Source organism: Pseudomonas sp. PAMC 26793, from assembly GCF_000313235.1.
Classification (GTDB): Bacteria; Pseudomonadota; Gammaproteobacteria; order Pseudomonadales; family Pseudomonadaceae; genus Aquipseudomonas; species Aquipseudomonas yamanorum.
Map to the genome: position 1 here is coordinate 90839 of NZ_AMXG01000030.1, position 26710 is coordinate 117548.

Below are 26710 nucleotides of genomic sequence, written 5' to 3' on the forward strand. Positions count from 1 at the left end.
CTTCTCAAACCTGAAGAAGCCTCGCGTCATGGCGGACCCTGACAGAGTCAGTTATCCGCTCATCGTTTTACCCCAACCGAATGTTCAAGCTCTGTGCATCGCCCGTACGTGCGGCGCTGATCAGCTGTTGCCTGGCCGCTGTTGTCAGCGGGTTCAGCCAACTGACTACCGTATGGCTACGGCCCAGGCGCAAGGCTTCGCAGGTCAACTGTTGGGCACTTTGGGTGCCGCGGGGTTGCAGCAACAGGATGCGCTCGCGGTTCAGGCCGGCATCCCGCAGCCAGGCCTGGGTCAGGCTGGAGGGTGGGGCGATCAGCGTCAGCCAGCGCGCATCCTGTTCTTCGCTCAATTCGCGAAGGATCGGTGCCAGCAGGCTCAGGCAGCTCCCGGCAGCACCGCGCAACGACAGTTCACTGAACGCCTCGGGTTCGGCGCTCCAGGGCGCTTCGACCGTTTCCTTGAGGATAGGCGCAAGGGGCTGGGCCATAAAGGCCTCAAACAGCGACAGCTGAGTGTGTTGTGGGGTCTGTAGGAACTGCATGATGCCTCCGTTAGCGGCGAATAACGCCGACGCTTAAGCCTTCAATCACCAGGTCCTGATCCTTCAGGTTCACTTCAATCGGCGCAAACTCAGGGTTCTCGGCCAGTAGCCAGACCTTGCTGCCTTCGCGCTTGAAGCGTTTGACCGTCACTTCATCGCCAATACGGGCGACGACGATCTGGCCATTGCGGGCTTCACGTGTGGTGTGGACGGCCAGCAGGTCGCCGTCGAAAATACCCACGTCCTTCATGCTCATGCCATGGACTCGCAGCAGGTAGTCGGCACGGGGATGGAAGAACGTTGGGTTGATGTTGCAGGATTCCTCGACGTGCTGTTGCGCCAGGATCGGCGCACCGGCTGCGACCCGCCCGATAATCGGCAGTGTCGACTCGTCGGCCTTGGCTTCGAAGCCAGGGATGCGAATGCCCCGTGAGGCACCTGGGGTCATCTCGATCGCACCTTTGCGGGCGAGGGCCTTGAGGTGTTCTTCAGCGGCGTTGGGCGACTTGAATCCCAGTTCCAGCGCAATTTCCGCTCGGGTCGGCGGGTAGCCGTTGTCATCGAGGCAGCGCTTGATAAAAGCCAGAATCTCAGCTTGGCGTGGCGTCAGTTTTAGCATGTTGATCGCTCTGTCTTTTTATACAGTGACTGGGATTATATACAGTGGACTGCGCTTGGCAATCACCGTTTTCAGTCACTCCGCTGGACGGTCGTTTGTCATGCGTCCTACAGGCTGAAAACAGCGCTGCCTACAGACCTTGTCGAATGTGATTAAATGGCCATGAAATAGCTGACCGACCAGCCGCAAACCGACCTGCAGGCTTGACAAGACATAGCTTGAAACGTATGTTTCAAACAAGTGTTTGTCAGGCGGAGTAGCCATGGCCCAGTCGGAAACCGTTGAACGCATTCTCGATGCTGCCGAGCAGTTGTTCGCGGAAAAAGGATTTGCTGAAACCTCATTGCGGCTGATTACCAGCAAGGCCGGGGTCAACCTGGCAGCGGTGAACTACCACTTCGGCTCCAAGAAGGCGTTGATCCAGGCCGTGTTCTCACGTTTCCTGGGGCCTTTCTGTATCAGTCTCGACCGTGAGCTGGAACGTCGCCAGGCCAAGCCTGAAAACAAGCCAAGCCTGGAAGACCTGCTGGAAATCCTCGTCGAGCAAGCCCTGGTGGTCCAGCCTCGCAGCGGCAACGACCTGTCGATCTTCATGCGCCTGTTGGGCCTGGCGTTCAGCCAGAGCCAGGGTCACCTGCGTCGCTATCTTGAAGACATGTACGGCAAGGTGTTCCGCCGCTATATGTTGCTGGTCAACGAAGCGGCACCGCGTATTCCGCCGATCGAACTGTTCTGGCGCGTGCACTTCATGCTCGGTGCTGCCGCGTTCAGCATGTCCGGGATCAAGGCCCTGCGTGCGATTGCCGAGACCGACTTTGGCGTCAACACCTCCATTGAGCAGGTGATGCGCCTGATGGTGCCGTTTCTCGCCGCCGGCATGCGTGCCGAAACCGGCGTCACCGACCAGGCCATGGCCGCCGCCCAGTTGCGTCCCCGCAGCAAGTCGGTACCCATCCCGGCCAAGGTTTAACCCGCTCCGGGTGTGCGCGGCCGCTTGCATCCGCTAAGCTAGCCGCCCATGCCGATTTCAGCTATTTACCCACAGCCCGTTGCTCTCGCTGAGCGTCCGTCTCCAGATTCAACCCTGGCGATGCGATCTCGCGAGGGCTCCGGGCTGCGTGCGTTATTTAAGGAAGCTTTATGACCCAAGCCCTGCAAGGCTCTTTGATGGTGGACGTCGCCGGTACCTGGCTGACGGCTGAAGACCGCCACTTGTTGCGCCAGCCCGAGGTGGGCGGCCTGATCATTTTTGCGCGCAATATCGAGCATCCGCGCCAGGTGCGTGAGTTGAGCGCCGCGATTCGCGCCGTGCGCCCGGACCTGCTGCTGGCGGTCGATCAGGAAGGCGGCCGGGTGCAGCGCTTGCGCCAAGGGTTCGTCCGCCTGCCGGCGATGCGCGCCTTGGCCGACAACCCGAATGCCGAGCAACTGGCCGAGCAGTGCGGTTGGATCATGGCGACAGAAGTGCTGGCGGTCGGCCTGGACCTGAGCTTCGCGCCGGTGCTGGACCTCGATTACCAACGCAGCGCAGTCGTGGGCACGCGCGCATTCGAAGGCGACCCCGAGCGCGCCGCCGTGCTTGCCGGTGCCTTTATTCGCGGGATGAACAGCGCTGGCATGGCCGCTACCGGCAAACACTTCCCCGGCCACGGCTGGGCCGAAGCCGATTCCCACGTCGCGATTCCCAATGATGAGCGCAGCCTGGAACAGATTCGCGCCAATGACCTGGTGCCGTTCGCACGCCTGAGCAAGCAGTTGGCGGCTGTCATGCCAGCCCACGTGATTTATCCACAGGTCGACGCGCAACCGGCCGGCTTCTCCCGGCGCTGGCTGCAGGACATCCTGCGCGGTGAGTTGCAGTTCGATGGGGTTATCTTCAGTGATGACCTGTCGATGGCTGGCGCTCACGTGGTCGGTGATGCTGCGAGCCGTATTGAGGCGGCGCTGACTGCAGGCTGCGACATGGGCCTGGTGTGCAACGATCGCGCGGCCGCCGAGCTGGCCCTGAGTGCTGCCCAGCGCATGAAGGTCACTCCGTCGGCGCGTATTGCGAGGATGCGTGGCCAGGCGGTGGCTTCGACCGAATACAAGCAGGATCCGCGTTGGCTGGCTGCATTGAGTGCGCTGCGAGATGCTCAGTTAATCGACTGACAACTGCGGTGCGCCCTTCGCGAGCAAGCCCGCTCCCACATCCGACCGCATTCCTCCAGGGTATATGCGGTCAAGTGTGGGAGCGGGCTTGCTCGCGAAGGCAATCTAACAGTCAGCGCTTTTCCTGCTTATGAGGCAACGGCGCAAACAGCGCCTCGATATCCTCATTCCCCAGCTTCCAATCCCCCGTCGTCCGCCCATCCAGAACGCCTGCCGCCAGATCAGACTTTTCCTTCTGCAAATGCTGGATTTTCTCTTCCACGGTACCCCGGGCAATCATCTTGTAGACGAACACCGGCTTTTCCTGGCCAATGCGATACGCACGGTCGGTCGCCTGGTTCTCCGTGGCAGGGTTCCACCACGGATCGTAGTGAATCACTGTATCCGCTTCCGTCAGGTTAAGCCCGACGCCACCGGCCTTCAGGCTGATCAGAAAGATCTGCAGCTTGCCGCTCTGGAAATCCTTCACCGGCGTGCGTCGGTCCCGGGTTTGCCCGGTCAGCAGCGCATAGGCAACGCCACGCTTCTTCAGCTCAGACTCAATCAGACTCAGCATCGAGGTGAACTGGGAAAACAGCAGAATCCTGCGGCCTTCGGCAAACAGCTCGTCGAGCATCTCCATCAAGCTGTCTAGCTTGCCCGAACTGCTGCCCTTTGCCGGCAGGGTTGCATCATTGACCAGGCGCAAATCACAGCACACCTGGCGCAGCTTGAGCAGCGCTTCCAGGATGATGATCTGGCTGCGCGCCACACCTTTTCGGGTAATCTCGTCGCGGACTTTCTTGTCCATCGCCAGGCGCATGGTCTCGTATACGTCGCGCTGGGCTTCGTTGAGGTCGACCCAATGAATGATCTCGGTCTTGGGCGGTAATTCCGTCGCCACCTGTTCCTTGGTGCGGCGCAGCAGGAACGGCTTGATCCGGCCATTAAGGTGCTGCAATCGCACATCGCTGCCGCGCTTTTCGATTGGCACACGGTAATCGCGGTTGAAGCTCTTCACATCTCCCAACCAGCCTGGCAGCAGGAAGTGGAACAGCGACCACAGCTCGCCCAAGTGGTTTTCCAGCGGTGTACCGCTGAGGCACAGGCGCTGGCGGGCGTTCAGCTCGCGGGCAGCCTGGGCGGCCTTGCTGTTGGGGTTCTTGATGTACTGCGCTTCGTCGAGGATCAGCACGTGCAAGGGCAGGGCAGCCAGTGGCTCAATGTCCTTGGGCAGCAGGGCGTAGGTGGTCAGCAGCAGGTCGTAGTCCTGCAACTGAGGGAAATGTTTCTTACGCCCGGCGCCGTACAACGCCAATACGTTGAGCTGCGGCGTGAAGTGCGCCGCTTCGTCGAGCCAGTTCGGGATCAGGCTGGTGGGCATCACCACCATGCACGGCCGGTCGAGGCGCCCGGCGATTTTCTCGCTGAGAATATGCGCCAGGGTCTGCAGGGTTTTACCCAGGCCCATGTCGTCCGCCAGAATCCCGCCGACGTCGAGCTGACGCAGCGACTGCATCCAACTCAGGCCTTCCAACTGGTAAGGACGCAATGTCGCGTTCAAGCCTTCAGGCGCTTCGCAACTGAAGTCCTTGATGTCTCGCAATCGCTGGGCGAAGTTGCGGATTTTCTCACCGCCTTCCCATTGCAGTGGCAGGTCTTCCAGCGGGTTCAGGCGAATGGCGTCGGCCTTGGCCAGGCGCAGCGCGGTGGTGCCGGGCTCTTGCAGGTAGAACTCGCCAAGTGTTGCCAGCACCGGCTTCAGCCGGCCATAAGGCAGCGCCACTTGCAGCGGGCCGTGGCCGTTGGGCAGGCCGGGAATGTTCACCAGGATCAGTTCGTCATCGCGGCGCCGCGCGAGTTTTTCCGGGTTGAGAATCTCGGTGTGGGAGCGCATCAGGTTCAACAGGATCGGCAGCAGGCTCAGGCGTTCGCCGTTGACGATGATCCCCAGTTCCAGATCAAACCAGTCGCGCTCCGGCATTTCGTCGACGCTGGCGTACCAATCGTCGACGGTGCTCAGGTCGAAGCCGAAATCTTCATCGATCTGTAGTTCCCAGCCCTGGGCGCGCAGGTTCGGCGAAGCATTCAGGGTGAAGTTCAGCCAGGCGCTGTCATTGACCATCTCGAACAGCTCGCCGGCGCTTTCCGGCAGGGCCTTGCTCTGGCGCGTGGCGATCTTGAAGCCCAGCAGGCGCAGTTGTTCGCGAAACTGCTGCTCCACCTCGGGGTGGCGCTTGATCCGCAGGCTCTGGTGTTCCTGGCGCACGATGATGTCGGCGTTCTTCTGACCGCTGACGTAGTTGCCCAGATAGTTGAAGGACAGCGCCGCACGGTGCTGGATATAACGCTGCATCTTGCCGTTGCGCGGCTCGAAGGCGCTGAACTCGATACTCGCCAGCCATAGGCGCGGCACCGGTTGTACGTCTTCCATCACCACTTGCGGTAATACCACGCGGTTATCCAGCACCGCCTGGAGCTTCTCCAGCAACTCGGCATCCTGGGCCGCCGCCGGGTAGGCCAGGGTTTCCTGGACCTTGAGCAGCACCGCCGCGATGTGTTTGCAGTTGGTGTGTACGGGGCAGGTGCAGCGGCTGTCCACCAGGATCAACGTGCCCTTGGCGGATTCGCGCAGCGAAATGGTCTGGCGGTAGACGTTGCCGCCCGAGCCTTCGCAACTGGCAATGATGGTGCTGTCGCCGGACTCGACGATGCGCACACGGTTTTCCAGGGCGTAGCGCCGGCCGCGCTCAAGGCTTTGCTCTTTAAAGCGATTGGCCCACGAAGGGGCCAGGGGTTTGGTCAACGACGACGTCAGGGGCATGGTGCTGGATCAGTCCTGGACATCGGGCGGTGGTGCGCTGGGCGGCTTGGCGGTCGGCGAAGTGATCTTGATCAGCAGGGCGAGGTGGCCGCCGTCCAGGTAGTTGAGCTGGTTGTTCTTGGTGCGCACGTCTTGCTGGCTGAGGTGTTCGCTGGCAATCACGCTGCCGTTGGCGTCGAACTGGTTGACCCAGAAGTCCGCGTCGATATCGGTGAAGCGCCCAAGTTGCAGGTTGAGGGTACCTTCGATAGGGAACTGGCCGAACTGTTCCTGGCCGTCGCTGATGGCCAGCTTCACCGGTTGTTCACCGAGATTCTGCTCCCAGGACTTGTGCAGCAGCACGGTGTAGTCGCTGCTGGCTTGCAGCTTCTCGACAATATTGCCCAGTCGCGGCGGGCTCATTTTGTCGGGCCCCAGGCGCGGCGCGCCGGCGTCCCAGTTTTCCGGCGCCGCACGGCTATTGATCGCCGGCTCGGCGTTCTGCCGCACCAGGATCATCTCCACCAGGTACGGGCTGTCGGCAAACGCCGAAGGAGCAACGACCACCAACAACAAGCTCAAAATGCGGAACAGGCGCATTGGGGCGTCCTTCAAGCAGATTTCGGGATGAGGCGCTCAAACAGCGCCTCCAGTGTATTAAAGCGTTCTTCGGCGCGTTCCATAGGCACCATGAATTTGAACAGCGTAGCCCCTTCGAACTTGTAGCGATTGGGCTGGCCCTGAATCAGCTTGATCAGCACCAGTGGGTCCACCGGCGTCTGGGCTTCGAACTCGATACGCCCGCCCTGCGGCCCGGCGTCGACCTTCTTGATACCCAGTTGCTCGGCCTGCAATTTGAGCAGGGTCAGGCGTACCAGGTTCTTGGTCGGTTCCGGCAACAGGCCGAAGCGGTCGATCATCTCCACTTGCAGATCCTTGAGGCCGTCTTCGTCGGTGGCCGAGGCGATGCGCTTGTACAGGATCAGGCGTGCGTGCACATCCGGCAGGTAGTCTTCGGGAATCAATGCCGGCAAGCGCAGGTTGATTTCCGGGCCGCCACCCAGCGGTTGGTCGAGGTTCGGTTGTTCGCCCTTGCGAATGGCTTTTACCGCCCGCTCGAGCATTTCCATATAAAGGGTGAAACCCACGGCCTGGATTTGCCCGCTCTGGCCGTCCCCCAGCAGTTCGCCGGCACCACGGATTTCCAGGTCGTTGGTGGCCAGCACAAAGCCGGCGCCGAGGTCCTGGGTGTTGGCGATCGCTTCCAGGCGTTTCTCGGCGTCGGAGGTGATCTGTTGGCGCGGCGGCGTCAGCAAATAGGCATACGCCTGGTGGTGACTGCGCCCGACCCGGCCGCGCAACTGGTGCAACTGCGCCAGACCGAACTTGTCGGCGCGCTCGATGATGATGGTGTTGGCGCTCGGCACGTCAATGCCGGTCTCGATGATGGTCGAGGCGATCAGCACGTTGAAGCGTTTATGGTAGAAGTCGCTCATCACCTGTTCGAGTTCGCGTTCGCGCATCTGCCCGTGGCCGATGGCGATCCGTGCTTCCGGTACCAGCTCGGCGAGGTCGGCGGCGCATTTCTCGATGGTTTTCACATCGTTGTGCAGGTAGTACACCTGGCCGCCACGCAGCAGCTCACGCAGCAGGGCCTCCTTGACCGTGCTTTTGTTCTGCTCCATGACGAAGGTGCGCACCGACAACCGGCGCGCCGGCGGCGTGGCGATGATCGACAGGTCACGCATGCCCGACACTGCCATGTTCAGCGTGCGCGGGATCGGCGTGGCGGTGAGGGTCAGGATATCGACTTCACTGCGCAGGGCCTTGAGCTGTTCCTTCTGACGGACACCGAAGCGGTGCTCTTCGTCGATGATCACCAGCCCAAGGTTTTTGATCTTCACGTCATCCGACAGCAGCTTGTGAGTGCCGATGACAATGTCGATCTTGCCTTCCGCCAGGTCGGCGATGGCTGCGTTCACTTCCTTGGCGGACTTGAAGCGGCTCATCACTTCCACGGTCACCGGCCAGTCGGCAAAGCGGTCGCGGAAGCTGTTGTAGTGCTGCTGGGCGAGCAGGGTGGTCGGCACGAGGATCGCCACTTGCCGGCCGCCGTGCACCGCAATAAACGCCGCGCGCATCGCCACTTCGGTCTTGCCGAAGCCCACGTCGCCGCACACCAGACGGTCCATTGGCTTGGGCGCCAGCATGTCGGCGCGCACGGCGTCGATGGTGGTTTGCTGGTCCGGGGTTTCTTCGAAGGCGAAGCCCGCGCTGAAGGTGGCGTAGTCGGCTTTCGGGTCGGCGAAGGCATAACCTTCGCGGGCGGCACGGCGGGCATAGATGTCGAGCAACTCGGCGGCCACATCGCGTACCTGTTCGGCGGCCTTGCGCTTGGCTTTCTGCCAGGTCTCGGAGCCGAGGCGGTGCAACGGCGCGAGGGCGTCGTCGCTGCCGGTGTAGCGGGCGATCAGGTGCAGGTTGGCCACGGGCACGTAGAGCTTGGCGCCCTCGGCGTATTCCATGGTGAGGAATTCGGCGACCTGGTTATCAATCTCCAGGGTTTGCAGGCCCAGGTAACGGCCCACACCGTGGTCGATATGCACCACCGGCGCGCCTTCGCGCAGTTCGGTGAGGTTCTTGATCACCGCGTCGTTGTTGGCGTCGGCGCGCTTTTCGCGGCGGCGGCGCTGCATCACCCGTTGACCGAACAGCGGGCTTTCGGCAATCAGTGCCAGGGCAGGGTCGTCCAGCAGCAGGCCTTCGTCCAGTGGCGCGATGGTGATCGCCAGGCGATCCTTGCTCGCGACAAAGTCCGGCCAGCTGTCGACGGTTTTCGGCCGTAGCTTCAGGCGTTCCAGCAACTCCAGCAACACCTCGCGGCGCCCGGCGGACTCGGCGGTAAACAGCACGCGGCCGGGAAAGTCACCGAGGAAATTCGACAGCGCTTCCAGCGGCTGGTTGGCCTTGGCTTCAATCGCCAGGTTCGGCAGTGCTTGCGCCGGGAAGCGCTCGCGGCCGGCACCAGCGTCCACATCCTGTTGGCTGGCGACTACCCGCGGCCAGTTTTTCAGGCGGGCGAAGCAGTCTTCCACCGGCAGGAACAGTTCGGCCGGTGGCAATAAAGGACGGGACGGGTCGACGCGGCGTTCTTCATAACGGTTGCGTACGTCATTCCAGAAGTTCTCCGCCGCCTGTTCGATGCCCGGCAGCGAGAACACTTGGGTGTCCTGGGGCAGGTAATCGAAGAGGGTGGAGGTTTCGTCGAAGAACAGCGGCAGGTAGTACTCGATACCGGCGGGGGTAATCCCGCTGCTCAAGTCCTGGAAGATCGGGCAGCGACGGAAGTCCACGTCGAAGCGCTCGCGGAAACGTGCCTTGAAGCGAGTGACCGCGTCTTTTTGCAGAGGGAATTCCCGGGCTGGCAGCAGCTTGACCGAGTCGACCTTGTCGATGGAACGCTGGTTTTCCGGATCGAAGGTACGCAGGGTTTCGATTTCGTCGTCGAACAGGTCGATCCGGTACGGCAGTTTGCTGCCCATCGGGAACAGGTCGATCAGCGCGCCACGCACCGCGAACTCACCGTGCTCATACACCGTGTCGACGCAGCGATAACCACTGGCTTCAAGCCGGGTGCGCATCTGTTCCACGTCGAGCTTCTGGCCGATATCCAGCACCAGACTGCTGCCCAGCAGGAACTTGGTCGGCGCCAGGCGATGCAGGGCCGTGGTGATCGGCACCACCAGCACGCCGTGAGCCAGTTCCGGCAAGCGGTACAGGCTGGCGATGCGCTGGGAAATGATGTCCTGGTGCGGCGAGAACAGGTCGTAGGGCAGGGTTTCCCAGTCCGGGAAATGCAGTACCGGCAAATCGGGGGCGAAGAAACTCAGCTCCTGTTCCAGCCGCTCGGCACTTTGGCTGTCGGCGGTGAGCAGCAGGGTAAAGCGCTTGGCAGCGCTGGCAGCCTCGGCAATGGCCAGGCTCAGGGCGGCACCGGGCAGGTTGCCCCAGTGCTGTTTACCTGCCGCGGCAGGGAGAAGCGGTAGACGCAGAACGGGCACGGAAGGTTGAGCTCCAAGCGTTGCGACAAAGTCGGTAATTGTAACGGCCCGGAGTGCCGCCTGTCAGTTGCTGACTGAGCCTATTACGGTTTGTAGGAAATGTAGTGGCTAAGACAAACAAAGGCGTCTTTTGACTCATTATGTAGTGCCGAAATCGGCGTATGTTTCGGAGGGTTACGGACACTTTGTCACAATGGCCCAGAAGAGGGTGCGCTGGAAGCCACGTATTTACTGGGCTCCAGCGCGGCGATATTTTTTTGCAAGGGGTTTTGTTGCGGGTCGCGCATTGCTCCGAGGGCGGTCGGGCGGCATAATGTAGCCCCTTTTTTCTGCCCCTACATGTGGAAGGTTCCCGTGACTCAGAAGCCCGACCAGTGTCTTGGTGAATGGATCGACCGTGAAGCACTCGCTGAAGCGATGATTCCGCTTATCGGTCAGCTCTACCGCAATAACAACGTGGTGAGCTCGATCTATGGCCGCAGCCTGATCAACCAATCAGTCATCGCGATTCTCAAGGCTCATCGCTTTGCTCGCCATCGTTCCGCCGACGACAGCGAACTCTCCGTCCACGAAACATTCCCCCTGCTTAAAGCCATGAGCGAGCTCAAGCTCGGCGCGGCCTCGGTAGACCTGGGCAAGCTGGCCTATAAATTCCGCAAGGAAGGCGCTGGCCGTACCGCCGAGCAGTTCGTGCGTGAAGAAATGGCCGACGTGGTTGGCCAGCAAAACGCTGCTGCCCGCAAAGGCACCGACGTTGTGCTGTACGGCTTCGGTCGTATCGGCCGTCTGCTGGCGCGCATCCTGATCGAAAAAACCGGTGGCGGCGACGGCCTGCGCCTGCGTGCCATCGTGGTGCGTAAAGGTGCAGAAAACGACCTGACCAAGCGTGCGAGCCTGCTGCGTCGTGACTCGGTACACGGTCCGTTCAACGGCACCATCGTCATCGACGAAGAAAACAACACCATCACCGCCAACGGTAACCTGATCCAGGTGATCTACGCGAAGAACCCGTCTGAGGTGGATTACACCCAGTACGGCATCAAGGACGCACTGCTGGTGGACAACACCGGTGTGTGGCGTGATGCCGAGGGCCTGGGCCAGCACCTGGCGTGCCCGGGTATCGACCGCGTTGTCCTGACGGCGCCTGGCAAGGGCAAGCTGAAGAACATCGTGCACGGCATCAACCACGGTGAAATCACCGCTGACGACAAGATCGTGTCCGCCGCTTCCTGCACAACCAACGCCATCGTGCCGGTGCTGAAGGCTGTGAATGACAAGTTCGGCATCGTTAACGGTCACGTTGAAACGGTTCACTCGTACACCAACGACCAGAACCTGATCGACAACTTCCATAAGGGCGATCGCCGTGGCCGTAGTGCCGCGCTGAACATGGTAATCACCGAGACCGGTGCTGCCACCGCTGCTGCCAAGGCCCTGCCTGAGCTGGCCGGCAAGCTGACCGGTAACGCGATCCGCGTTCCGACGCCGAACGTGTCGATGGCCATTCTCAACCTGAACCTTGAGAAAGCCGCCACCCGTGAAGAGATGAACGAGTACCTGCGCTACATGGCGCTGCACTCCGATCTGCATAAGCAAATCGACTTCGTCAACTCGCAGGAAGTGGTGTCCACCGACTTCGTTGGCTCGCGCCACGCCGGTGTGGTGGACGCTGAAGCGACCATTAGCCAAGACAACCGCGTTGTTCTGTACGTTTGGTACGACAACGAATTCGGTTACAGCTGCCAGGTGGTTCGTGTGATGGAAGACATGGCCGGGGTTAACCCGCCAGCATTCCCGCGCTAAGCATCAGCGGTAAATGAAAAAGCCCCGACTGGTTCGGGGCTTTTTTATGTCTGTGGGTTTTGTAGTGGCTGGCAGGGCCTCTTCGCGAGCAAGTCGAATCGTCGCACCGCCGCTCCCACATTCGACCGCATTTCTTCAGGGCATACGCGGGTGAATGTGGGAGCGGGCTTGCTCGCGAAAGCGACCTATCAAGCGCCGCCGACTATCGAAGCCTGCGCGGTCCGCAGTTCATGCCGGTTGCCCTTGAACAGGATCAGCGTGGCGATCAAGCCCAGCACCGCCGCGCCGCTGAGCCAGATGCCCGGTGCCGCCTTGTTGTCCAGCACGTGGATCAGGTAGGTACAGGCCGCCGGAGTAAAGCCACCAAAGGTCGCCGTCGCCAGGCTGTAGGCCAGGGAGAAACCGGTGGTGCGCACTTCTACCGGCATGATTTCAGTCAGCGCTACAACCATCGCACCGTTGTACGAGCCATACAGGAACGACAACCAGAGCAGCACGATCAACAGATGGCTGAAGCTCGGATTGGCCACCAGCCAGGACAGCGCCGGATACGCGGTGAGGATCGCCAGAATCGTCGCCCCCAGCAGCAGGGGTTTGCGTCCGATCTTGTCGGATACAGCCCCCATCACCGGCAGCCAGATGAAGTTGGAGATGCCGACGCACACGGTTACCAGCAACGCGTCGAAGTCCGACAGGTGCAATTCGGCCTTGCCGAAGGTCGGGGTGTAGGCGGTGATCAGGTAGAACGACACGGTGGTCATCACCACCAGCGCCATGCCGGCGATCACGATGCCGAAGTTCTGGCCGATCGAGCGGACGATTTCCTGCAGGGTAGGGCGGTGTTTACGCGCCTGGAATTCCGGGGTTTCTTCCAGGGAGCGACGAATCACGAAGATCACCGGCACGATGAGGCAGCCGATCAGGAACGGCACGCGCCAGCCCCAGTCACCCATTTCTTCCGGGCTGAGCCAGTGGTTCAGGCCTACACCCAGCAGGCCGGCGAATACCACGGCGGCTTGCTGGCTGGCGGACTGCCAGCTGACGAAGAAGCCTTTGCGGCCCGGGGTGGCGATTTCCGCCAGGTACACCGACACGCCGCCCAGTTCGACACCGGCGGAGAAGCCTTGCAGCAGGCGACCGAACAGCACGATCAGTGGCGCCGCGACGCCCAGGGTGGCGTACCCGGGCACGCAGGCAATCAGGATGGTGCCGGCGGCCATCAGTGCCAGGGTGATCACCAGGCCCTTTTTACGGCCGTGACGGTCGATATAGGCACCGAGGAAAATCGCGCCCAGCGGACGCATCAGGAACCCGGCACCAAAGGTCGCCAGGGACAGCATCAGGGACGCGAAAGCGCTGTCGGTGGGGAAAAATGTCTTGGCAATGGCCGTGGCGTAGAAGCCATAGACCATGAAGTCGAACATCTCGAGGAAGTTACCGCTGACAACGCGAAAGATCGCCTTGCCCTTGCCCGTTGTAGTGGACATGTCATGCACTCATTTTGGCTATCTTATTAGTAATCCCTGGTCGCAACCGTCCTTGCTGTTAAAGCTTTGGCACGAGGCTGGCGCTGAACAGTTTTGTAACGATATGTGTATAAGCCACCACAGGCAACAAAAAACCGATGGCAAGCTGGCAAATTGCCGCAGGCCGCCGGGTGATGAAAATCCAATGTGGCAGCGGGCTTGCTCGCGAAAACGGTGTGTCAGTCAGCTTATGAGTCACTGATACACCGCATTCGCGAGCAAGCCCGCTCCCACAGGGTTTTTGCGATCAGTTGAGGAGGGTATTACGCAGGCTGTCGGACAAGCCTTTTGGTGCCAGCCAGATTCCCAGGTAAGCCTTGGCCAATTCGTCATTGCGACTGCTGAACACCACCGTGCCGTTGATTTCCAGGTTCAGGCCGCGCTGAGGCTGGAAGTCCAGCGCATAACGGTCGCCGCTGCGGATGTCGCGAAAGCTTTTGTGCAATTGATCCAGTTCAGGTTTCAGGCGGGCGAGGGCGGCGGGTGTTTGCTGGCGTTCAAGGGTGGCGGTGGCGGCTTTGATGACATCGTTGCGATCGATATCGCGAAAGTAATACAGCTCCAGGCGCAGGTCTTTTTGCCGGTCCAGCGCCTGTTTGGCGCTCAGGTCAGCTTGGGCGAACAGTGCGGCTGCGTACACATCTGCCCAGAGATAGGTCAGGACGGCCTGGTTTTTCAGCACCAGTTGATGAGATTGCGCCGGAAAATCGGCTTGTTTGAGGCGATCAGCCTCACTCGCCAGAGCCGGGACCGACAACATCAGCAATAAACAAACAATCACATGTCGCATAATGGCCCGTCCTGAAATGTGCTTGCCTAGAGGTTAATTCAATTAAGAACACTCTGTAGTAAAGGCAAAACTGGCCTACGACGCGACCAAGGGTTAATGTGCGCGACGTTGAGCGTTCTATAGACTGTGCCCCGGCTCACACACTTGAGCCACATTGATCCTTCATGACCGCTGGCCGCGGCATGATTTAGCCAGGCGTCCAACCGTGCGCCCTGGCCTGTTCTGAGGAGTACGCATGGCTGTCTACAACTACGACGTGGTGGTACTGGGTTCCGGCCCAGCTGGAGAAGGTGCGGCGATGAACGCCGCCAAAGCAGGGCGCAAGGTGGCGATGGTCGATAGCCGTCGCCAGGTCGGCGGTAACTGCACCCACCTGGGTACCATCCCGTCCAAGGCCTTGCGTCACTCGGTGCGCCAGATCATGCAGTTCAACACCAACCCGATGTTCCGGGCCATTGGTGAGCCGCGCTGGTTCTCGTTCCCGGACGTGCTCAAGAGCGCTGAAAAAGTCATTTCCAAGCAGGTGGCCTCGCGTACCGGCTTTTATGCCCGTAACCGCGTCGACCTGTTCTTCGGCACCGGCAGCTTCGCCGACGAGCAAACCGTCGAAGTGGTCTGCGCCAACGGCGTGGTCGAGAAGCTGGTAGCCAAGCACATCATCATTGCTACCGGCTCGCGTCCGTATCGCCCGGCGGATATCGATTTCCACCACCCGCGTATCTACGATAGCGACACCATCCTCAGCCTGGGTCACACCCCGCGCAAATTGATCATCTATGGCGCCGGCGTGATCGGCTGTGAATACGCCTCGATCTTCAGTGGCCTGGGTGTATTGGTCGAGCTGGTGGATAACCGCGACCAGTTGCTGAGTTTCCTCGACTCGGAAATTTCCCAGGCGTTGAGTTACCACTTCAGCAACAACAACATCACCGTGCGCCACAACGAAGAGTACGAGCGGGTCGAAGGCCTGGACAACGGTGTGATCCTGCACCTCAAGTCCGGCAAGAAGATCAAGGCCGACGCCTTGCTGTGGTGCAACGGCCGTACCGGCAACACCGACAAGCTGGGCATGGAAAACATCGGGGTCAAGGTCAACAGCCGTGGCCAGATCGAAGTCGACGAGAACTACCGCACCTGCGTACCGAACATCTACGGTGCCGGTGACGTGATCGGCTGGCCAAGCCTGGCCAGTGCCGCCCATGACCAGGGCCGCTCGGCCGCTGGCAGCATTGTCGACAACGGCAGCTGGCGCTACGTCAACGACGTGCCGACCGGGATCTACACGATTCCCGAGATCAGCTCGATCGGCAAGAACGAGCATGAACTGACCAAGGCCAAGGTGCCTTATGAAGTCGGCAAGGCCTTCTTCAAGAGCATGGCGCGGGCGCAGATCGCCGGTGAGCCCCAGGGCATGCTGAAGATCCTGTTCCACCGCGAGACCCTGGAAGTGCTCGGCGTGCATTGCTTCGGCTATCAAGCGTCGGAGATCGTGCACATCGGCCAGGCGATCATGAGCCAGCCGGGTGAGCAAAATACCCTCAAGTATTTCGTCAACACCACGTTCAACTACCCGACCATGGCTGAAGCCTATCGGGTAGCGGCCTACGACGGCCTCAACCGGCTTTTTTGAGCGGCTCCGGCCGGTGGCCTGAGCCGGCCGGGGAGACCGATTTCAGTAATTCCCGAGGGTGGCAGTGGCCAAACCGGGAAAGTCTGTAATCAGGCTATCTACGCCGAAGTCGGCGAGCCTGCGCATCAGCGCGGGTTCGTTGACCGTCCACACGGACACGTGCAAACCCTGGCGCTGGGCTTTTTCCAGGCGCTCAGGGGTGCACAACGTCCAGTTCAACGCCAGAATCTCACAGCCATAGTTGGCCGCGACCTTCAACGGGTCGAGCCAGGCGTATTCGGCTACCAGTCCGCGGGACAGGTCCGGGGTGAGGTCCAGGGCGGCTTTCAACACTTCACGCGAGCTTGAGGTCACGGTGACCTTGTCCATCAGCCCGAAACGCTGAGCCATTTCACGGATCGCCAGCACGGTGGTTGCAGCGCGGGTGCGCGATGCGCTTTTGACTTCCAGTTGCCAGTGATCGAAGTCGCATTTTTCGAACAACTCTTCCAGGCGTGGGATCGGGCAAGGATTGACCCAGCCCGGGCCGCCTTTGCGCGCGTCCATCTTCACCAGGTCGGCGGCTGAATACTCGACGACCTTGCCGCGCCGGTCGGTGGTGCGCTTGAGCGTAGGGTCGTGAATGACCATCAGCTCGCCGTCCATGGACAGGTGCAAATCCAGTTCGCAACGGCGCACGCCGTGCTTGAGGCATTCCTGGAAGCTGGTCAGGGTGTTTTCCGGTGCTTCGCCTTTGGCACCGCGGTGGCCATAAATCAGGGTCACAGTTGCTCCTTTACGCCAGGATTGCTGGCTGGATGGATGACGCGACGCGCCATTCAATGTTCGTATTCAGGTGTCGGACTCGTCGCTTTTTTCCCGCGCCAGGCGCCGTTCCTGGGCCTGTTTCTGCAGGATATAGCGCGCCAGCAACTGGCGTTGGGCATCGGTCATGGCTTCGAATTCCGTGCCGATCTCAAAGCCGCCGGTCTTGGCGTCGCAATGGGTGACCTTGGCCCGCAGCAACAGGCCTAAAGCTTGTGGCATCAGCACCAGCTTGACCGCCAGGTGGCTGTCGGGCTGGATCGCCGTGGGGTTCAGGAATTCGATGCCGCCTTCGGAAATGACCACGGGCTGCGGCGTACCGATCTCGCCCAGCAGGCTTTGCGCCATGATCTGGCTGAGCAAATCCATGCGTTTGTTCTGCACTTTGAGGAAGGCGGCCAGGGTGCGGTCCCGCTCGCCGATCTGGCGCAGCAGGTGCTGGGATTCAAATTCACTCAGGTGCAACTCGCTGAGCAGATTGAACAGCGGCGAATCATCCAGCAACACTTCCTTGCTCAGCGCTTCCGGGCCCGACAGCGGGGTAATTTCCAGTGCGATCATGTCCTCGATACGGTAGTATTCGCGGCGATCTTCTTCATCTAATGTCGACATGGCGAACCCAAGGCAGCGGTGATGGTCTGAGTGTAAAGCTGCTTACCTGACCCCGCCACAAGGACGTCTTCTTTTCCTCCGAACAAGCCCCGACATGTTCAGACCTCTCTTCGTATTTATTGGCACGCGTTATACCCGTGCAAAACGTCGCAATCATTTTGTGTCGTTCATTTCCTTGACCTCGATGATCGGGCTCGCCCTTGGCGTTGTCGTGATGATCGTGGTGCTGTCGGTGATGAACGGCTTCGATCATGAGATGCGCACCCGCGTGCTGGGCATGGTGCCCCACGCGACCATCGAGTCGGGTGAGCCCATCAGCGACTGGCAAAGCCTGGCCGCCAAGGTCAAGCAGAACCCCAAAGTGCTGGCGGTTGCGCCCTTCACCCAGATGCAGGGCCTGTTGACCAACGACGGCAAGGTGCAGAAAGTCCTGCTCAATGCCATCGACCCGGCGCAGGAACGCAACGTCTCGATCATCGATAACTTCATGCAACAGGGCAAACTGGACGACTTGTCGCCCGGCAGCTTTGGCATCGCTATCGGCGACAAGGCCGCGGCCAAGCTCGGCGTGGGCATCGGCGACAAGCTGACCTTCGTCGCGCCGGAAGTCACCGTGACCCCGGCCGGCATGTTCCCGCGTATGAAGCGTTTCACCGTGGTCGGCATCTTCCATGTCGGCGCCGGTGAGATCGACGGCTACCTGGGCCTCACCAACCTGACCGACCTGGCCCGCCTGCATCGCTGGAAGCCGGATCAAGTGCAGGGCCTGCGCCTCAAGTTCAACGACCTGTTCGACGCGCCGCGTACCTCGTGGGAAATCGCCCAGCACCTGGGTGAAAACCAGTACTACGCTCGCGACTGGACCCGCACCCACGGCAACCTGTACCAGGCCATCCGCATGGAAAAAGCCATGATCGGCCTGTTGTTGCTGCTGATCGTCGCCGTCGCCGCCTTCAACATCATTTCCACCCTGGTAATGGTGGTGAATGACAAGAAGGGCGATATCGCGATCCTGCGCACCCTTGGCGCCACGCCGGGGCAGATCATGGCGATCTTCATGGTCCAGGGCACGGTGATCGGCGTGGTCGGTACCTTGATCGGCACTGTGGTGGGGATTCTCGCCGCGTTGAACGTGAGCGCCGCCATCGCCGGGCTGGAAGTGTTGATCGGCCACAAATTCTTGAACTCCGACGTCTACTTCATCGACTACTTGCCGTCCCAGGTGCAGAGCCAGGACGTGTTGATGGTCGGCGCCGCCGCGTTGGTCCTGAGTTTCCTTGCCACCCTGTATCCAGCCTGGCGCGCGGCACGTACCCAGCCGGCGCAGGCTTTACGTTATGAGTGAATCGGGCATGAGTGAAAAAGCAATCCTGAGCTGCCGCAACCTGGGCAAATCCTACGAGGAAGGCCCGGAATCCGTGGTGGTGCTGTCCAACCTGCAACTGGAACTGCACCCGGGCGAGCGCGTGGCGATCGTCGGCAGTTCCGGTTCCGGTAAAAGTACCTTGCTGAACCTGTTGGGCGGCCTTGATACGCCGTCCCAGGGCAGCGTCTGGCTGGCCGGCGAAGAACTGTCGGCCCTGGGCGAGAAGGCCCGTGGCCAGTTGCGTAACCGTTCTCTGGGTTTCGTGTACCAGTTCCACCACTTGCTGCCTGAGTTCACCGCCCTGGAAAACGTCTGCATGCCGCTGTTGATCGGCAAGACCGCGATTCCCGAGGCGCGTCAGCGTGCCAAGGCGTTGCTGGAGCGGGTCGGCCTGGGCCATCGCCTGGAGCACAAACCGGCTGAATTGTCCGGCGGCGAGCGCCAGCGTGTGGCAATTGCCCGTGCCCTGGTCAACAACCCGGGCCTGGTGATGCTCGACGAGCCCACCGGCAACCTCGACTCCCACACCGCCCAGGGCATCAAGGACTTGATGCTGGAGCTGAGCACCCAGATGCGCACCGCGTTCCTGGTGGTGACCCATGACATGAGCATGGCCCGCCAGATGGACCGTGTGCTGCACCTGCAGGAAGGTCATCTGGTCGCCATCTGACCTGTTTCAAGCCCGGCGCCCGGCGCCGGGTTTTCTATTTTTTCAACGGTGCCCGCGAATGTTCAGACCGTTATCGATTTTCATCGGCACGCGCTATACCCGCGCCAAGCGCCGCAACCGTTTTGTTTCGTTTATCTCGATGACCTCGATGATCGGCCTCGCCCTGGGCGTGCTGGCGATGATCGTGGTGTTGTCGGTAATGAACGGTTTCCAGCGGGAAATGAGCTCACGCATCCTCGGCATGGTGCCCCACGCGACCATCGTTGGTGTGAAGCCCATCAGCGACTGGCAGCCAGTGGCGGATGCGGCGATGAAGAATCCGGAAGTCACCGCTGCCGTACCGTTCACACAGATGGACGGGATGCTCTCCTACAAGGGCGCGATGCAGCCGATCGAGATCAGTGGTGTTGATCCGGCCCAGGAAGGCAAGGTGTCGATTGTGGCCCAGCATATCGTCCAGGGTCATCTTGAAGACCTGAAACCGGGCGAGTTCGGTGTGGTGATCGGTGAGATTACGGCCCGGCGTTTCCGCCTGAACGTTGGCGACAAGCTGACCCTGATCGTGCCGGAAATCAGCAGCGCGCCGGGTGGCATCACCCCGCGCATGCAGCGCTTGAACGTGGTCGGTGTGTTCAAGGTAGGCGCTGAGCTGGATGGCTCCATGGCCTTGATCCACATGGCCGACGCCGCCGAGATTCAGCATTGGGAACCGAACCAGGTGCAAAGCGTGCGCCTGGCGGTGAAAGACTTGTATGCCGCACCCAAGGTCTCGGCGGATATCGCCGCCAGCCTCGGCGCCGACTATAAGGCCGACGACTGGACCCACACCCAGGGCAGCCTGTTCAGCGCGATGAAGATGGAAAAAACCATGATTGGCCTGCTGTTGCTGATGATCGTTGCCGTGGCAGCGTTCAACATCATCGCGACCTTGATCATGGTGGTGAACGACAAGGGCGCCGACATTGCGATCCTGCGCACTATCGGCGCCACGCCCCGGCAGATCATGGCGATCTTCATGGTGCAGGGCACGGTGATCGGGATCGTCGGTACCTTGATCGGCGGCATCCTGGGCGTGATCGCCGCGCTGAACGTCAGTGAACTGGTGGGTTGGCTGGAGCGGGTGACCGGGCAGCATATCTTCAGTTCGGACGTGTATTTCGTCAGCAACCTGCCTTCTGAGCTGCAGGGTGGGGATGTGTTGCTGATCTGCTCGGCAGGGTTTGTGTTGAGCTTTTTGGCGACGATCTATCCGGCGTATCGCGCGGCGAAGATTGAGCCGGCGCATGCCCTCAGGTATTCGTAATTCTTAAGACCGCCTTCGCGAGCAAGCCCGCTCCCACATTCAGATCGCGTTCTTCCTGAATGCACTCGGTCAAAATGTGGGAGCGGGCTTGCTCGCGAAAGGGCCGGTAGAGCTTGCATCAATGCCTTTGCGGCAACGCCATCACAAACCGCGTCCACCCCGGCCCCGACTCACAGAAAATCCGCCCTCCATGGGCTCGCACAATCGACTGGGTAATCGCCAACCCCAGGCCCGCATGCTCGCTGCTCCCTTCATGACGCGCCGTATCTGCCCGGTAAAACCGGTCAAACAATCTGGGCAGCAACGCCTCTGGAATGCCTTCCCCGGTGTTTTCCACACTCAACGTCACGCCTTGTATACCTTCGATAATCCTCACGCTGACGTCACCACCCGGTGGCGTGAACCGCAACGCGTTATCCAGCAGATTGGAAATCGCCCGGCGCAACATGCTGCGGTCACCTGAAGTGTTGGCGCCACCTTCCCGGACCAACCGCACCTGGACGTCCTCCGCCAGCGGCGCGAAAAACTCCAGCAATGCATCCACTTCGTTCGCCAGCACCAGGGTTTCGCGCTTGGGCGCCAGCAGGCCATGGTCGGCCTTGGCCAGGTACAACATGTCGTTGACCAACTGTGCCATCCATTGCAGTTCCTCGAGGTTGCTGTGCAGGGCCTCGCGGTAGTCCTCCAGCGCCCGTGGTTGCGTGAGGATGACTTGGGTCTGTGTCAGCAAATTCGACAGTGGCGTGCGCAGTTCGTGGGCGATGTCGGCAGAAAATGCCGAGAGCCGCTGGAAGGCATCGTCCAGTCGACCCAGCATCGCGTTGAAGGACTGGGCCAGTTCCGCCAGTTCGACGGGCATTTGTTCCTGGGGCAGGCGCTGGGTCAGGGAGTGGGCAGACACGCCGCTGGCGACTTCGCTCATACGCCGCAGTGGCCGCAACCCGCTGCGGGCGGCCCAGGCACCGAGCAGGGCAGTGGCCAGGGCGGAGAGACCGACGGTCAGCCAGATCAGATGCTGCATGCGTTGCAGGAAATGTTGGTGGTGGGTGATGTCGAGCATCAGCGTCAGTCGTGGAGAGTCAGCGTTACCAGGCGTCAGCGGCGCGTTGTACACGCGGTAATCGGTTCCGGCGTTCTGCACGCTGTACAGGCCAGGCGCCTGGGGCAGGGTGATGCCGGGAGCGCCGTCGAACCAGCGCTGATCGCCGGCGGTGATGCGCAGGGCCAGGTCGGGCTGGCGATTGAGTTCCTCCCGCAGCTTCGTTTCTCGTAAGGCAAATCGTTCGGGCGTGTCGGCACCTTGCAATGTGCTGCGCAGCGCGATCAGCTTGCCGTCGAGCAGTTGTTGGTCCAGCTCGATAAAGTGCGCCTCGCTGGCATGGTTGAACAGCACGCCTGCCAGCAATGAAACCACGGCGGTACAGCCAGCAAACAGCAGCGCCAGGCGGCTGGTCAGGGAAATCCGTTTCATCAAGCGAACCGCTCCTCAAGCACGTAGCCCATGCCGCGCACGGTATGGATCAACTTGTTGGGGAAGTTATCGTCGACCTTCAGACGCAGGCGGCGGATCGCGACTTCGATGATGTTGGTGTCGCTGTCGAAGTTCATGTCCCACACCTGAGAGGCAATCAGCGACTTGGGCAGTACTTCGCCCTGACGGCGCAGCAGCAGTTCCAGCAGGGAAAACTCCTTGGCCGTGAGGTCAATGCGCTGGCCGTCGCGTTCTACCCGGCGCCGGATCAGGTCCATGCGCAGGTCGGCCAGTTGCAGGTTGGTTTCCTGAGGCGGGCTGCTGCCACGGCGCAACAGGCTGCGCACACGGGCCAGCAGTTCGGAGAAGGCGAAGGGCTTGACCAGGTAATCGTCGGCGCCCAGTTCCAGGCCATGCACCCGGTCTTCCACCGCGTCTCGCGCGGTAAGAAACAGTACCGGGATGTCGAGCCCGGCGTTGCGGACGGCCTGGAGGATCTGCCAGCCATCGCGACCCGGCAGCATCACATCGAGGATCAACAGGTCGTAGTCACCGGTCAGCGCCAGGTGCTGGCCGGTGGTGCCGTCGGCCACCAGTTCGGTATTGAACCCGGCCTCGGCCAGGCCCTGGCGCAGGTAGTGGCCGGTTTTCGGTTGGTCTTCGACGATCAGCAGTTTCATGGGCGGCTCATGGTTTACGGGAACACAGGCTTTATACATCGCAGGTCCCGCGGCAGGCTCAAGCTGACAAAGTTGTAATCTGGCCGTCAGCTGGCTGGCAGCGGCGCGTTCGTAAAGTGTCCCACAGACTGATTCCGAACCTTTGGAGTGTGACCATGTTATTGCGTAAATCCTGGCTGTTGGCGGGCTGCCTGATGGCGCTGAGTTTTCCGGTACTGGCATCTCCGGCTGAAACCTTCGCTTTCGGTGAGGCTGCACCCGCTGCCAAGGCCACGCGCACCGTGGAAGTGGTACTGCAGGACATTTCCTTTTCGCCCAAGGCCATCGATGTAAAAGCCGGTGAGACTGTGCGCTTCGTATTGATCAATAAAGGCCAACTGCTCCACGAGTTCAACCTCGGTGACGCTGCGATGCACGCCGCGCATCAGCAAGAAATGCTCAAGACGCAGGCCAGCGGCATGCTGACGGCTACCGGCATGGGCAAAATGGATCACAGTGCGATGGGCCACGGCGACATGGGCGGCATGAAACACGATGACCCCAACAGTGTGTTGGTAGAACCGGGCAAGACTGCCGAACTGACCTGGACCTTCACAAAAGCCACCGGCCTGGAGTTTGCCTGCAACATCCCCGGCCACTATCAGGCGGGCATGGTGGGCAAGCTGACGGTCAGCCAGTAAGCAACTGGGATGCAAAGGCGGGTAGAATAGTCGCGTTTATTTAGCCAGGTTTCCGCCATGCATCCCGCAGCCGAACATTCGCCGCTGGGCAAGTCCAGTGAATACATCTCCACCTACACCCCGTCGTTGCTGTTCCCGATTCCCCGCGCCGCCAAGTGGGCCGAGCTGGGCCTGAGCGCCGAGACCCTGCCTTATAAAGGCGTGGATTTCTGGAACTGCTTCGAACTGTCCTGGCTGTTGCCCTCCGGCAAGCCCGTGGTGGCCATCGGTGAATTCAGCATCCCGGCCGACTCGCCGAACATCATTGAGTCGAAGTCCTTCAAGCTGTACCTCAACTCGCTGAACCAGACCGCGTTTGTCGATGCGCAGAGCCTTGAGGCCACCTTGCGCACCGACCTGAGTGCCGCTGCCGGCAAGCCGGTTGGCGTGCGCATCCGCAGCCTGGGCGAGGTTGAAGCCGAAGGCGTGGTCGCGTTGCCGGGTGTGTGCATTGATGACCTGGACATTACCGTCAGCAACTATGAGCACCCGCGTCCGGAGCTGCTGCGTTGCGACGATTCGCGCGTGGTGGAGGAGAGCGTCCACAGCCATCTGCTCAAGTCCAACTGCCCGGTGACCAGCCAGCCTGACTGGGGCAGCGTGGCGGTGGAGTACCGCGGCGCGGCGCTGGATCACGCCAGCCTGCTGGAATACCTGGTGAGCTTCCGCCAGCACTCGGACTTCCATGAACAGTGCGTGGAGCGGATCTTTCTCGACCTGCAGCGCTTGCTCAAGCCGGAAAAGCTGACGGTGTATGCGCGGTATGTGCGGCGTGGCGGGCTGGATATCAACCCGTATCGCAGTACTGAAGAGCTGCAGTTCCAGAACCTGCGCCTGGCTCGTCAGTAGCCTTCACCCAAAATAAATGTGGGAGCGGGCTTGCTCGCGAAAGCGGTGTATCAGCCAGCTTATGTATCAGCTGACGGACCGCATTCGCGAGCAAGCCCGCTCCCACATTTGTTAGGTGTCGGGCTATTAAATCCCGATGTTACCCAGGGTCACCACAATATTGCGCAAGGTCCCGGCAATACCTGGGTGGTCGAGTTCGAAGCGTTCTACCGCCAGGTTCACACCGTCGGCGATACTTGGGTCCTGAATAGCACCTTCCAGCGGCTCCTGAACTTCCAGTTCAGCGATCAATGTTTGCAGCTCTTCGCGCTTTTCGAGTGGCATTTCTGGATTCTGATCCAATTGCTCGCGCAAAATTTTGACCTGTTCTTGCAGTTGTTCGCGGGCAGCCATGGCGTTCTTCCTTTTATCGATAGGCACTGGCATAGACCGCGGCACGCCGGGAAAGGTCTATGGGCTGACCTGTAGATTAATCCACTGGCGCCGACTGTGCATGATCTCGATCAGGGCTTCTCGCCCTTGAGCTGGCGCAGACTGATGTCGGCCAGGCAGGTGTGCAGTTCGCCAAGGTGGTCAATCACCGAATGCACGCCCAGGCCATAGAGTGCGACGGTGGCTTTGGCGCGCTTGTGCTCGCGTTCCTTCTCGGTAAGTGCTTGCCATTGCTCCGGGGACAGCCCGCACAGTGAGCCGCAAGACGCCAGGCCGATGGTCCACAGGCCGGCGTTGAGCCCCGATTGCAGCAGGCGGGGTTCGCCGCTGACCAGGACGCAGCCTTCCAGGCGTTCGATATTCAGTTCCATCAAGGCCTGCCAACAGGCGTGGGGTGCCGGCCAGCGGGTGGAGGAGGGCTTGGTGGCCTTGATCCAGCGGGGTAGCCCGGCGGCCAGGGGCTTGGAAACGGACGCCGGCAGCTCATCCAGCCATGCACAAGGCACGCCCTGTTCTTCGAGGCTGCGCAGAATCTTCAGGGCGCCGACAGTGGCATGGGTATCGCTTGAAGGCGCGGAATCGGCGCGGGCCTGGGAACCAAAGTCCACCAGGCAGCCACTAAGCCCGAACAGTACGGCCGTCAGGGACGGGGCGCTGGCAGTAACAATTTCGGCGTGTGGCATTTCGACGTCCCTGAAATAGCAGTGACGCTATCGAATGTGGATGACAAGCAAGTTACATTCGCGGCATTTGTAGGAATTTTGTGCATTTGCTGAATGACATTTCTGCAAGGCTGCCTAATCTGGCACTTCCGGCATATACTGACGGCCTCATTCAGGGCATAGCGCCCATGACAGACCATTCAAGGAGTTCAAGCTATGCGCTGGAGCCAATGTCTAGCTCAGCTATCGGTATGTGCGAGTATTTTGCTGGTTCCTTTCGTGGCCCAGGCGGCCTCGGAAGACGATCCATGGGAAAGCGTCAACCGTCCTATCTTCACCTTCAACGATACCGTTGACACCTACGCCCTCAAGCCATTGGCCCAAGGCTATCAGTTCGTGACCCCGCAGTTCGTGCAGGACGGGATCCACAACTTCTTCCGCAACATCGGTGACGTCGGCAACTTCGCCAACGACGTGTTGCAGCTCAAGCCTCATGCCGCCGGCGTCGACACTGCCCGCTTGCTGATGAACACCACGTTTGGCGTGCTGGGCTTCGTTGATGTGGGCACCAAAATGGGGCTGCAACGCAACGACGAAGACTTCGGCCAGACTCTCGGCCACTGGGGCGTCGGCAGCGGCCCTTACGTGATGCTGCCACTGCTGGGCCCAAGCACCCTGCGTGACGCACCGTCCAAGTATGTGGACAGCTACACCCAGCCGTACCGCTACATGAACGATATCGGCTGGCGCAACAGCACGTTCGGCCTGAATATCGTCGACACACGTGCCAGCTTGCTGTCCTCCGAGAAGCTGATCAGCGGCGACAAATACACCTTCATCCGTAACGCTTACCTGCAGAACCGCGAGTTCAAGGTCAAGGATGGCAAGGTTGTAGACGATTTTTAAGCGTCAGGCTTGAATCAAGAAGGCGGCCCTCGGGTCGCCTTTTTCGTGGGCGGAATTTGAGGTTTCCCCGCAGGTTACGTCCTTACTTTAAGTTGCAGTTTTATGCGTTCTTATAACCACCGGTGATTTGCGATGTAAAGACGCCCGGCGACCATCGCCATGAGCTTGAAACCCCTGGCGGATGGGAGTACCGTCTGCGCCTTAGAAGGGCACCTCTGCTTTACCTTTGTGCATGGGCAAAATCCCGGCGCTTTGTAGGACAGAGAGGCTAGAAAGCGAATCCAGTAGTACGCCCGGCCATTGTCGAGCGGCCTACGCCAACCTAATTCTGGC

Annotated in this window: 23 protein-coding genes; 10 read left to right on the top strand and 13 right to left on the bottom strand. The window is 60.6% G+C overall.

What is annotated here, in order from left to right; all coding sequences use genetic code 11:
• Positions 1 to 67: 67 nt before the first annotated feature.
• Together sulA and lexA are read right to left on the bottom strand one after the other, a co-directional pair.
• The gene (sulA, locus tag D109_RS0112595; RefSeq protein WP_017477202.1) at positions 68 to 541 is read right to left on the bottom strand and encodes an SOS-induced cell division inhibitor SulA; all 474 of its coding nucleotides are present in this window, start codon (positions 539 to 541) and stop codon (positions 68 to 70) included.
• A gap of 10 nt (positions 542 to 551) precedes the next feature.
• On the bottom strand, positions 552 to 1160 hold the full coding sequence (lexA, locus tag D109_RS0112600; RefSeq protein ID WP_003172575.1) for a transcriptional repressor LexA: 609 nt from the start codon (positions 1158 to 1160) through the stop codon (positions 552 to 554).
• Positions 1161 to 1422: 262 nt separating this feature from the next.
• On the opposite strand from lexA, the gene psrA reads away from it, so the two are divergent.
• Entirely contained in the window at positions 1423 to 2130 is a 708-nt protein-coding gene (gene psrA, locus D109_RS0112605; RefSeq protein WP_017477203.1) for a transcriptional regulator PsrA, read from the top strand.
• 170 nt (positions 2131 to 2300) lie between these two features.
• Positions 2301 to 3311 carry a beta-N-acetylhexosaminidase gene (gene nagZ, locus D109_RS0112610; RefSeq protein WP_010176353.1) on the top strand — a complete coding sequence of 337 codons (1011 nt, stop codon included), beginning with the start codon at positions 2301 to 2303 and terminating at the stop codon, positions 3309 to 3311.
• Positions 3312 to 3423: 112 nt separating this feature from the next.
• Here nagZ and D109_RS0112615 read toward each other — a convergent pair whose 3' ends face one another.
• From D109_RS0112615 to mfd, 3 genes are read right to left on the bottom strand one after another with little or no spacing between them, the layout of a single operon-like run.
• Positions 3424 to 6114, bottom strand: a complete 2691-nt coding sequence (locus D109_RS0112615; RefSeq protein WP_017477204.1) for a DEAD/DEAH box helicase — start codon at positions 6112 to 6114, stop codon at positions 3424 to 3426.
• A gap of 9 nt (positions 6115 to 6123) precedes the next feature.
• Positions 6124 to 6693 carry a CsiV family protein gene (locus tag D109_RS0112620; protein ID WP_017477205.1) on the bottom strand — a complete coding sequence of 190 codons (570 nt, stop codon included), beginning with the start codon at positions 6691 to 6693 and terminating at the stop codon, positions 6124 to 6126.
• A gap of 11 nt (positions 6694 to 6704) precedes the next feature.
• Entirely contained in the window at positions 6705 to 10154 is a 3450-nt protein-coding gene (mfd, locus tag D109_RS0112625; RefSeq protein ID WP_017477206.1) for a transcription-repair coupling factor, read from the bottom strand.
• A gap of 339 nt (positions 10155 to 10493) precedes the next feature.
• Between mfd and D109_RS0112630 the strand changes: the two genes are divergently transcribed.
• Positions 10494 to 11957, top strand: coding sequence for a glyceraldehyde-3-phosphate dehydrogenase (locus tag D109_RS0112630; RefSeq protein WP_026077920.1), 1464 nt, complete (start codon positions 10494 to 10496; stop codon positions 11955 to 11957).
• A gap of 188 nt (positions 11958 to 12145) precedes the next feature.
• On the opposite strand, the gene D109_RS0112635 is transcribed toward D109_RS0112630, so the two are convergent.
• Both D109_RS0112635 and D109_RS0112640 read right to left on the bottom strand, forming a co-directional pair.
• Entirely contained in the window at positions 12146 to 13444 is a 1299-nt protein-coding gene (locus D109_RS0112635) for an MFS transporter (protein WP_017477208.1), read from the bottom strand.
• A 286-nt stretch (positions 13445 to 13730) separates the two neighbouring features.
• Positions 13731 to 14273, bottom strand: a complete 543-nt coding sequence (locus D109_RS0112640; protein WP_017477209.1) for a chalcone isomerase family protein — start codon at positions 14271 to 14273, stop codon at positions 13731 to 13733.
• Between the two features lie 235 nt (positions 14274 to 14508).
• Between D109_RS0112640 and sthA the strand changes: the two genes are divergently transcribed.
• Positions 14509 to 15903, top strand: a complete 1395-nt coding sequence (gene sthA, locus D109_RS0112645) for a Si-specific NAD(P)(+) transhydrogenase (protein WP_017477210.1) — start codon at positions 14509 to 14511, stop codon at positions 15901 to 15903.
• 42 nt (positions 15904 to 15945) lie between these two features.
• Here the strand turns inward: sthA and D109_RS0112650 are convergent, their stop codons facing one another.
• Together D109_RS0112650 and D109_RS0112655 are read right to left on the bottom strand one after the other, a co-directional pair.
• Positions 15946 to 16668, bottom strand: a complete 723-nt coding sequence (locus D109_RS0112650; protein ID WP_017477211.1) for a glycerophosphodiester phosphodiesterase family protein — start codon at positions 16666 to 16668, stop codon at positions 15946 to 15948.
• 66 nt (positions 16669 to 16734) lie between these two features.
• Positions 16735 to 17319, bottom strand: coding sequence for a PilZ domain-containing protein (locus D109_RS0112655; RefSeq protein WP_003218944.1), 585 nt, complete (start codon positions 17317 to 17319; stop codon positions 16735 to 16737).
• Positions 17320 to 17413: 94 nt separating this feature from the next.
• On the opposite strand from D109_RS0112655, the gene D109_RS0112660 reads away from it, so the two are divergent.
• The 3 genes from D109_RS0112660 to D109_RS0112670 are packed head-to-tail and all read left to right on the top strand — an operon-like array spanning position 17414 to position 20658.
• Complete coding sequence (locus tag D109_RS0112660; RefSeq protein WP_017477212.1) at positions 17414 to 18664, top strand: lipoprotein-releasing ABC transporter permease subunit; 1251 nt, start codon at positions 17414 to 17416, stop codon at positions 18662 to 18664.
• Positions 18665 to 18671: 7 nt separating this feature from the next.
• Entirely contained in the window at positions 18672 to 19355 is a 684-nt protein-coding gene (gene lolD / locus D109_RS0112665; protein ID WP_017477213.1) for a lipoprotein-releasing ABC transporter ATP-binding protein LolD, read from the top strand.
• 58 nt (positions 19356 to 19413) lie between these two features.
• Complete coding sequence (locus D109_RS0112670; RefSeq protein WP_010176339.1) at positions 19414 to 20658, top strand: lipoprotein-releasing ABC transporter permease subunit; 1245 nt, start codon at positions 19414 to 19416, stop codon at positions 20656 to 20658.
• A 118-nt stretch (positions 20659 to 20776) separates the two neighbouring features.
• Here the strand turns inward: D109_RS0112670 and D109_RS0112675 are convergent, their stop codons facing one another.
• Together D109_RS0112675 and D109_RS0112680 are read right to left on the bottom strand one after the other, a co-directional pair.
• On the bottom strand, positions 20777 to 22129 hold the full coding sequence (locus tag D109_RS0112675; RefSeq protein ID WP_017477214.1) for a heavy metal sensor histidine kinase: 1353 nt from the start codon (positions 22127 to 22129) through the stop codon (positions 20777 to 20779).
• Positions 22129 to 22809: a heavy metal response regulator transcription factor gene (locus tag D109_RS0112680; RefSeq protein WP_017477215.1), complete on the bottom strand. Its 681-nt coding sequence runs from the start codon at positions 22807 to 22809 to the stop codon at positions 22129 to 22131. The genes D109_RS0112675 and D109_RS0112680 overlap by 1 nt, the downstream gene beginning before the upstream one ends.
• 155 nt (positions 22810 to 22964) lie before the next feature.
• On the opposite strand from D109_RS0112680, the gene D109_RS0112685 reads away from it, so the two are divergent.
• Positions 22965 to 23489 (top strand): plastocyanin/azurin family copper-binding protein, encoded by a 525-nt coding sequence (locus D109_RS0112685; RefSeq protein ID WP_017477216.1) that lies wholly within the window; start codon positions 22965 to 22967, stop codon positions 23487 to 23489.
• A gap of 57 nt (positions 23490 to 23546) precedes the next feature.
• Positions 23547 to 24377 carry an NADPH-dependent 7-cyano-7-deazaguanine reductase QueF gene (gene queF / locus D109_RS0112690; RefSeq protein WP_017477217.1) on the top strand — a complete coding sequence of 277 codons (831 nt, stop codon included), beginning with the start codon at positions 23547 to 23549 and terminating at the stop codon, positions 24375 to 24377.
• Positions 24378 to 24503: 126 nt separating this feature from the next.
• Here queF and D109_RS0112695 read toward each other — a convergent pair whose 3' ends face one another.
• Positions 24504 to 24770, bottom strand: coding sequence for a DUF4404 family protein (locus D109_RS0112695; RefSeq protein WP_017477218.1), 267 nt, complete (start codon positions 24768 to 24770; stop codon positions 24504 to 24506).
• Positions 24771 to 24880: 110 nt separating this feature from the next.
• Complete coding sequence (locus D109_RS0112700) at positions 24881 to 25492, bottom strand: hypothetical protein (RefSeq protein ID WP_017477219.1); 612 nt, start codon at positions 25490 to 25492, stop codon at positions 24881 to 24883.
• A gap of 195 nt (positions 25493 to 25687) precedes the next feature.
• Between D109_RS0112700 and D109_RS0112705 the strand changes: the two genes are divergently transcribed.
• Positions 25688 to 26377, top strand: coding sequence for a VacJ family lipoprotein (locus D109_RS0112705; protein ID WP_026077922.1), 690 nt, complete (start codon positions 25688 to 25690; stop codon positions 26375 to 26377).
• Positions 26378 to 26710: the final 333 nt, after the last annotated feature.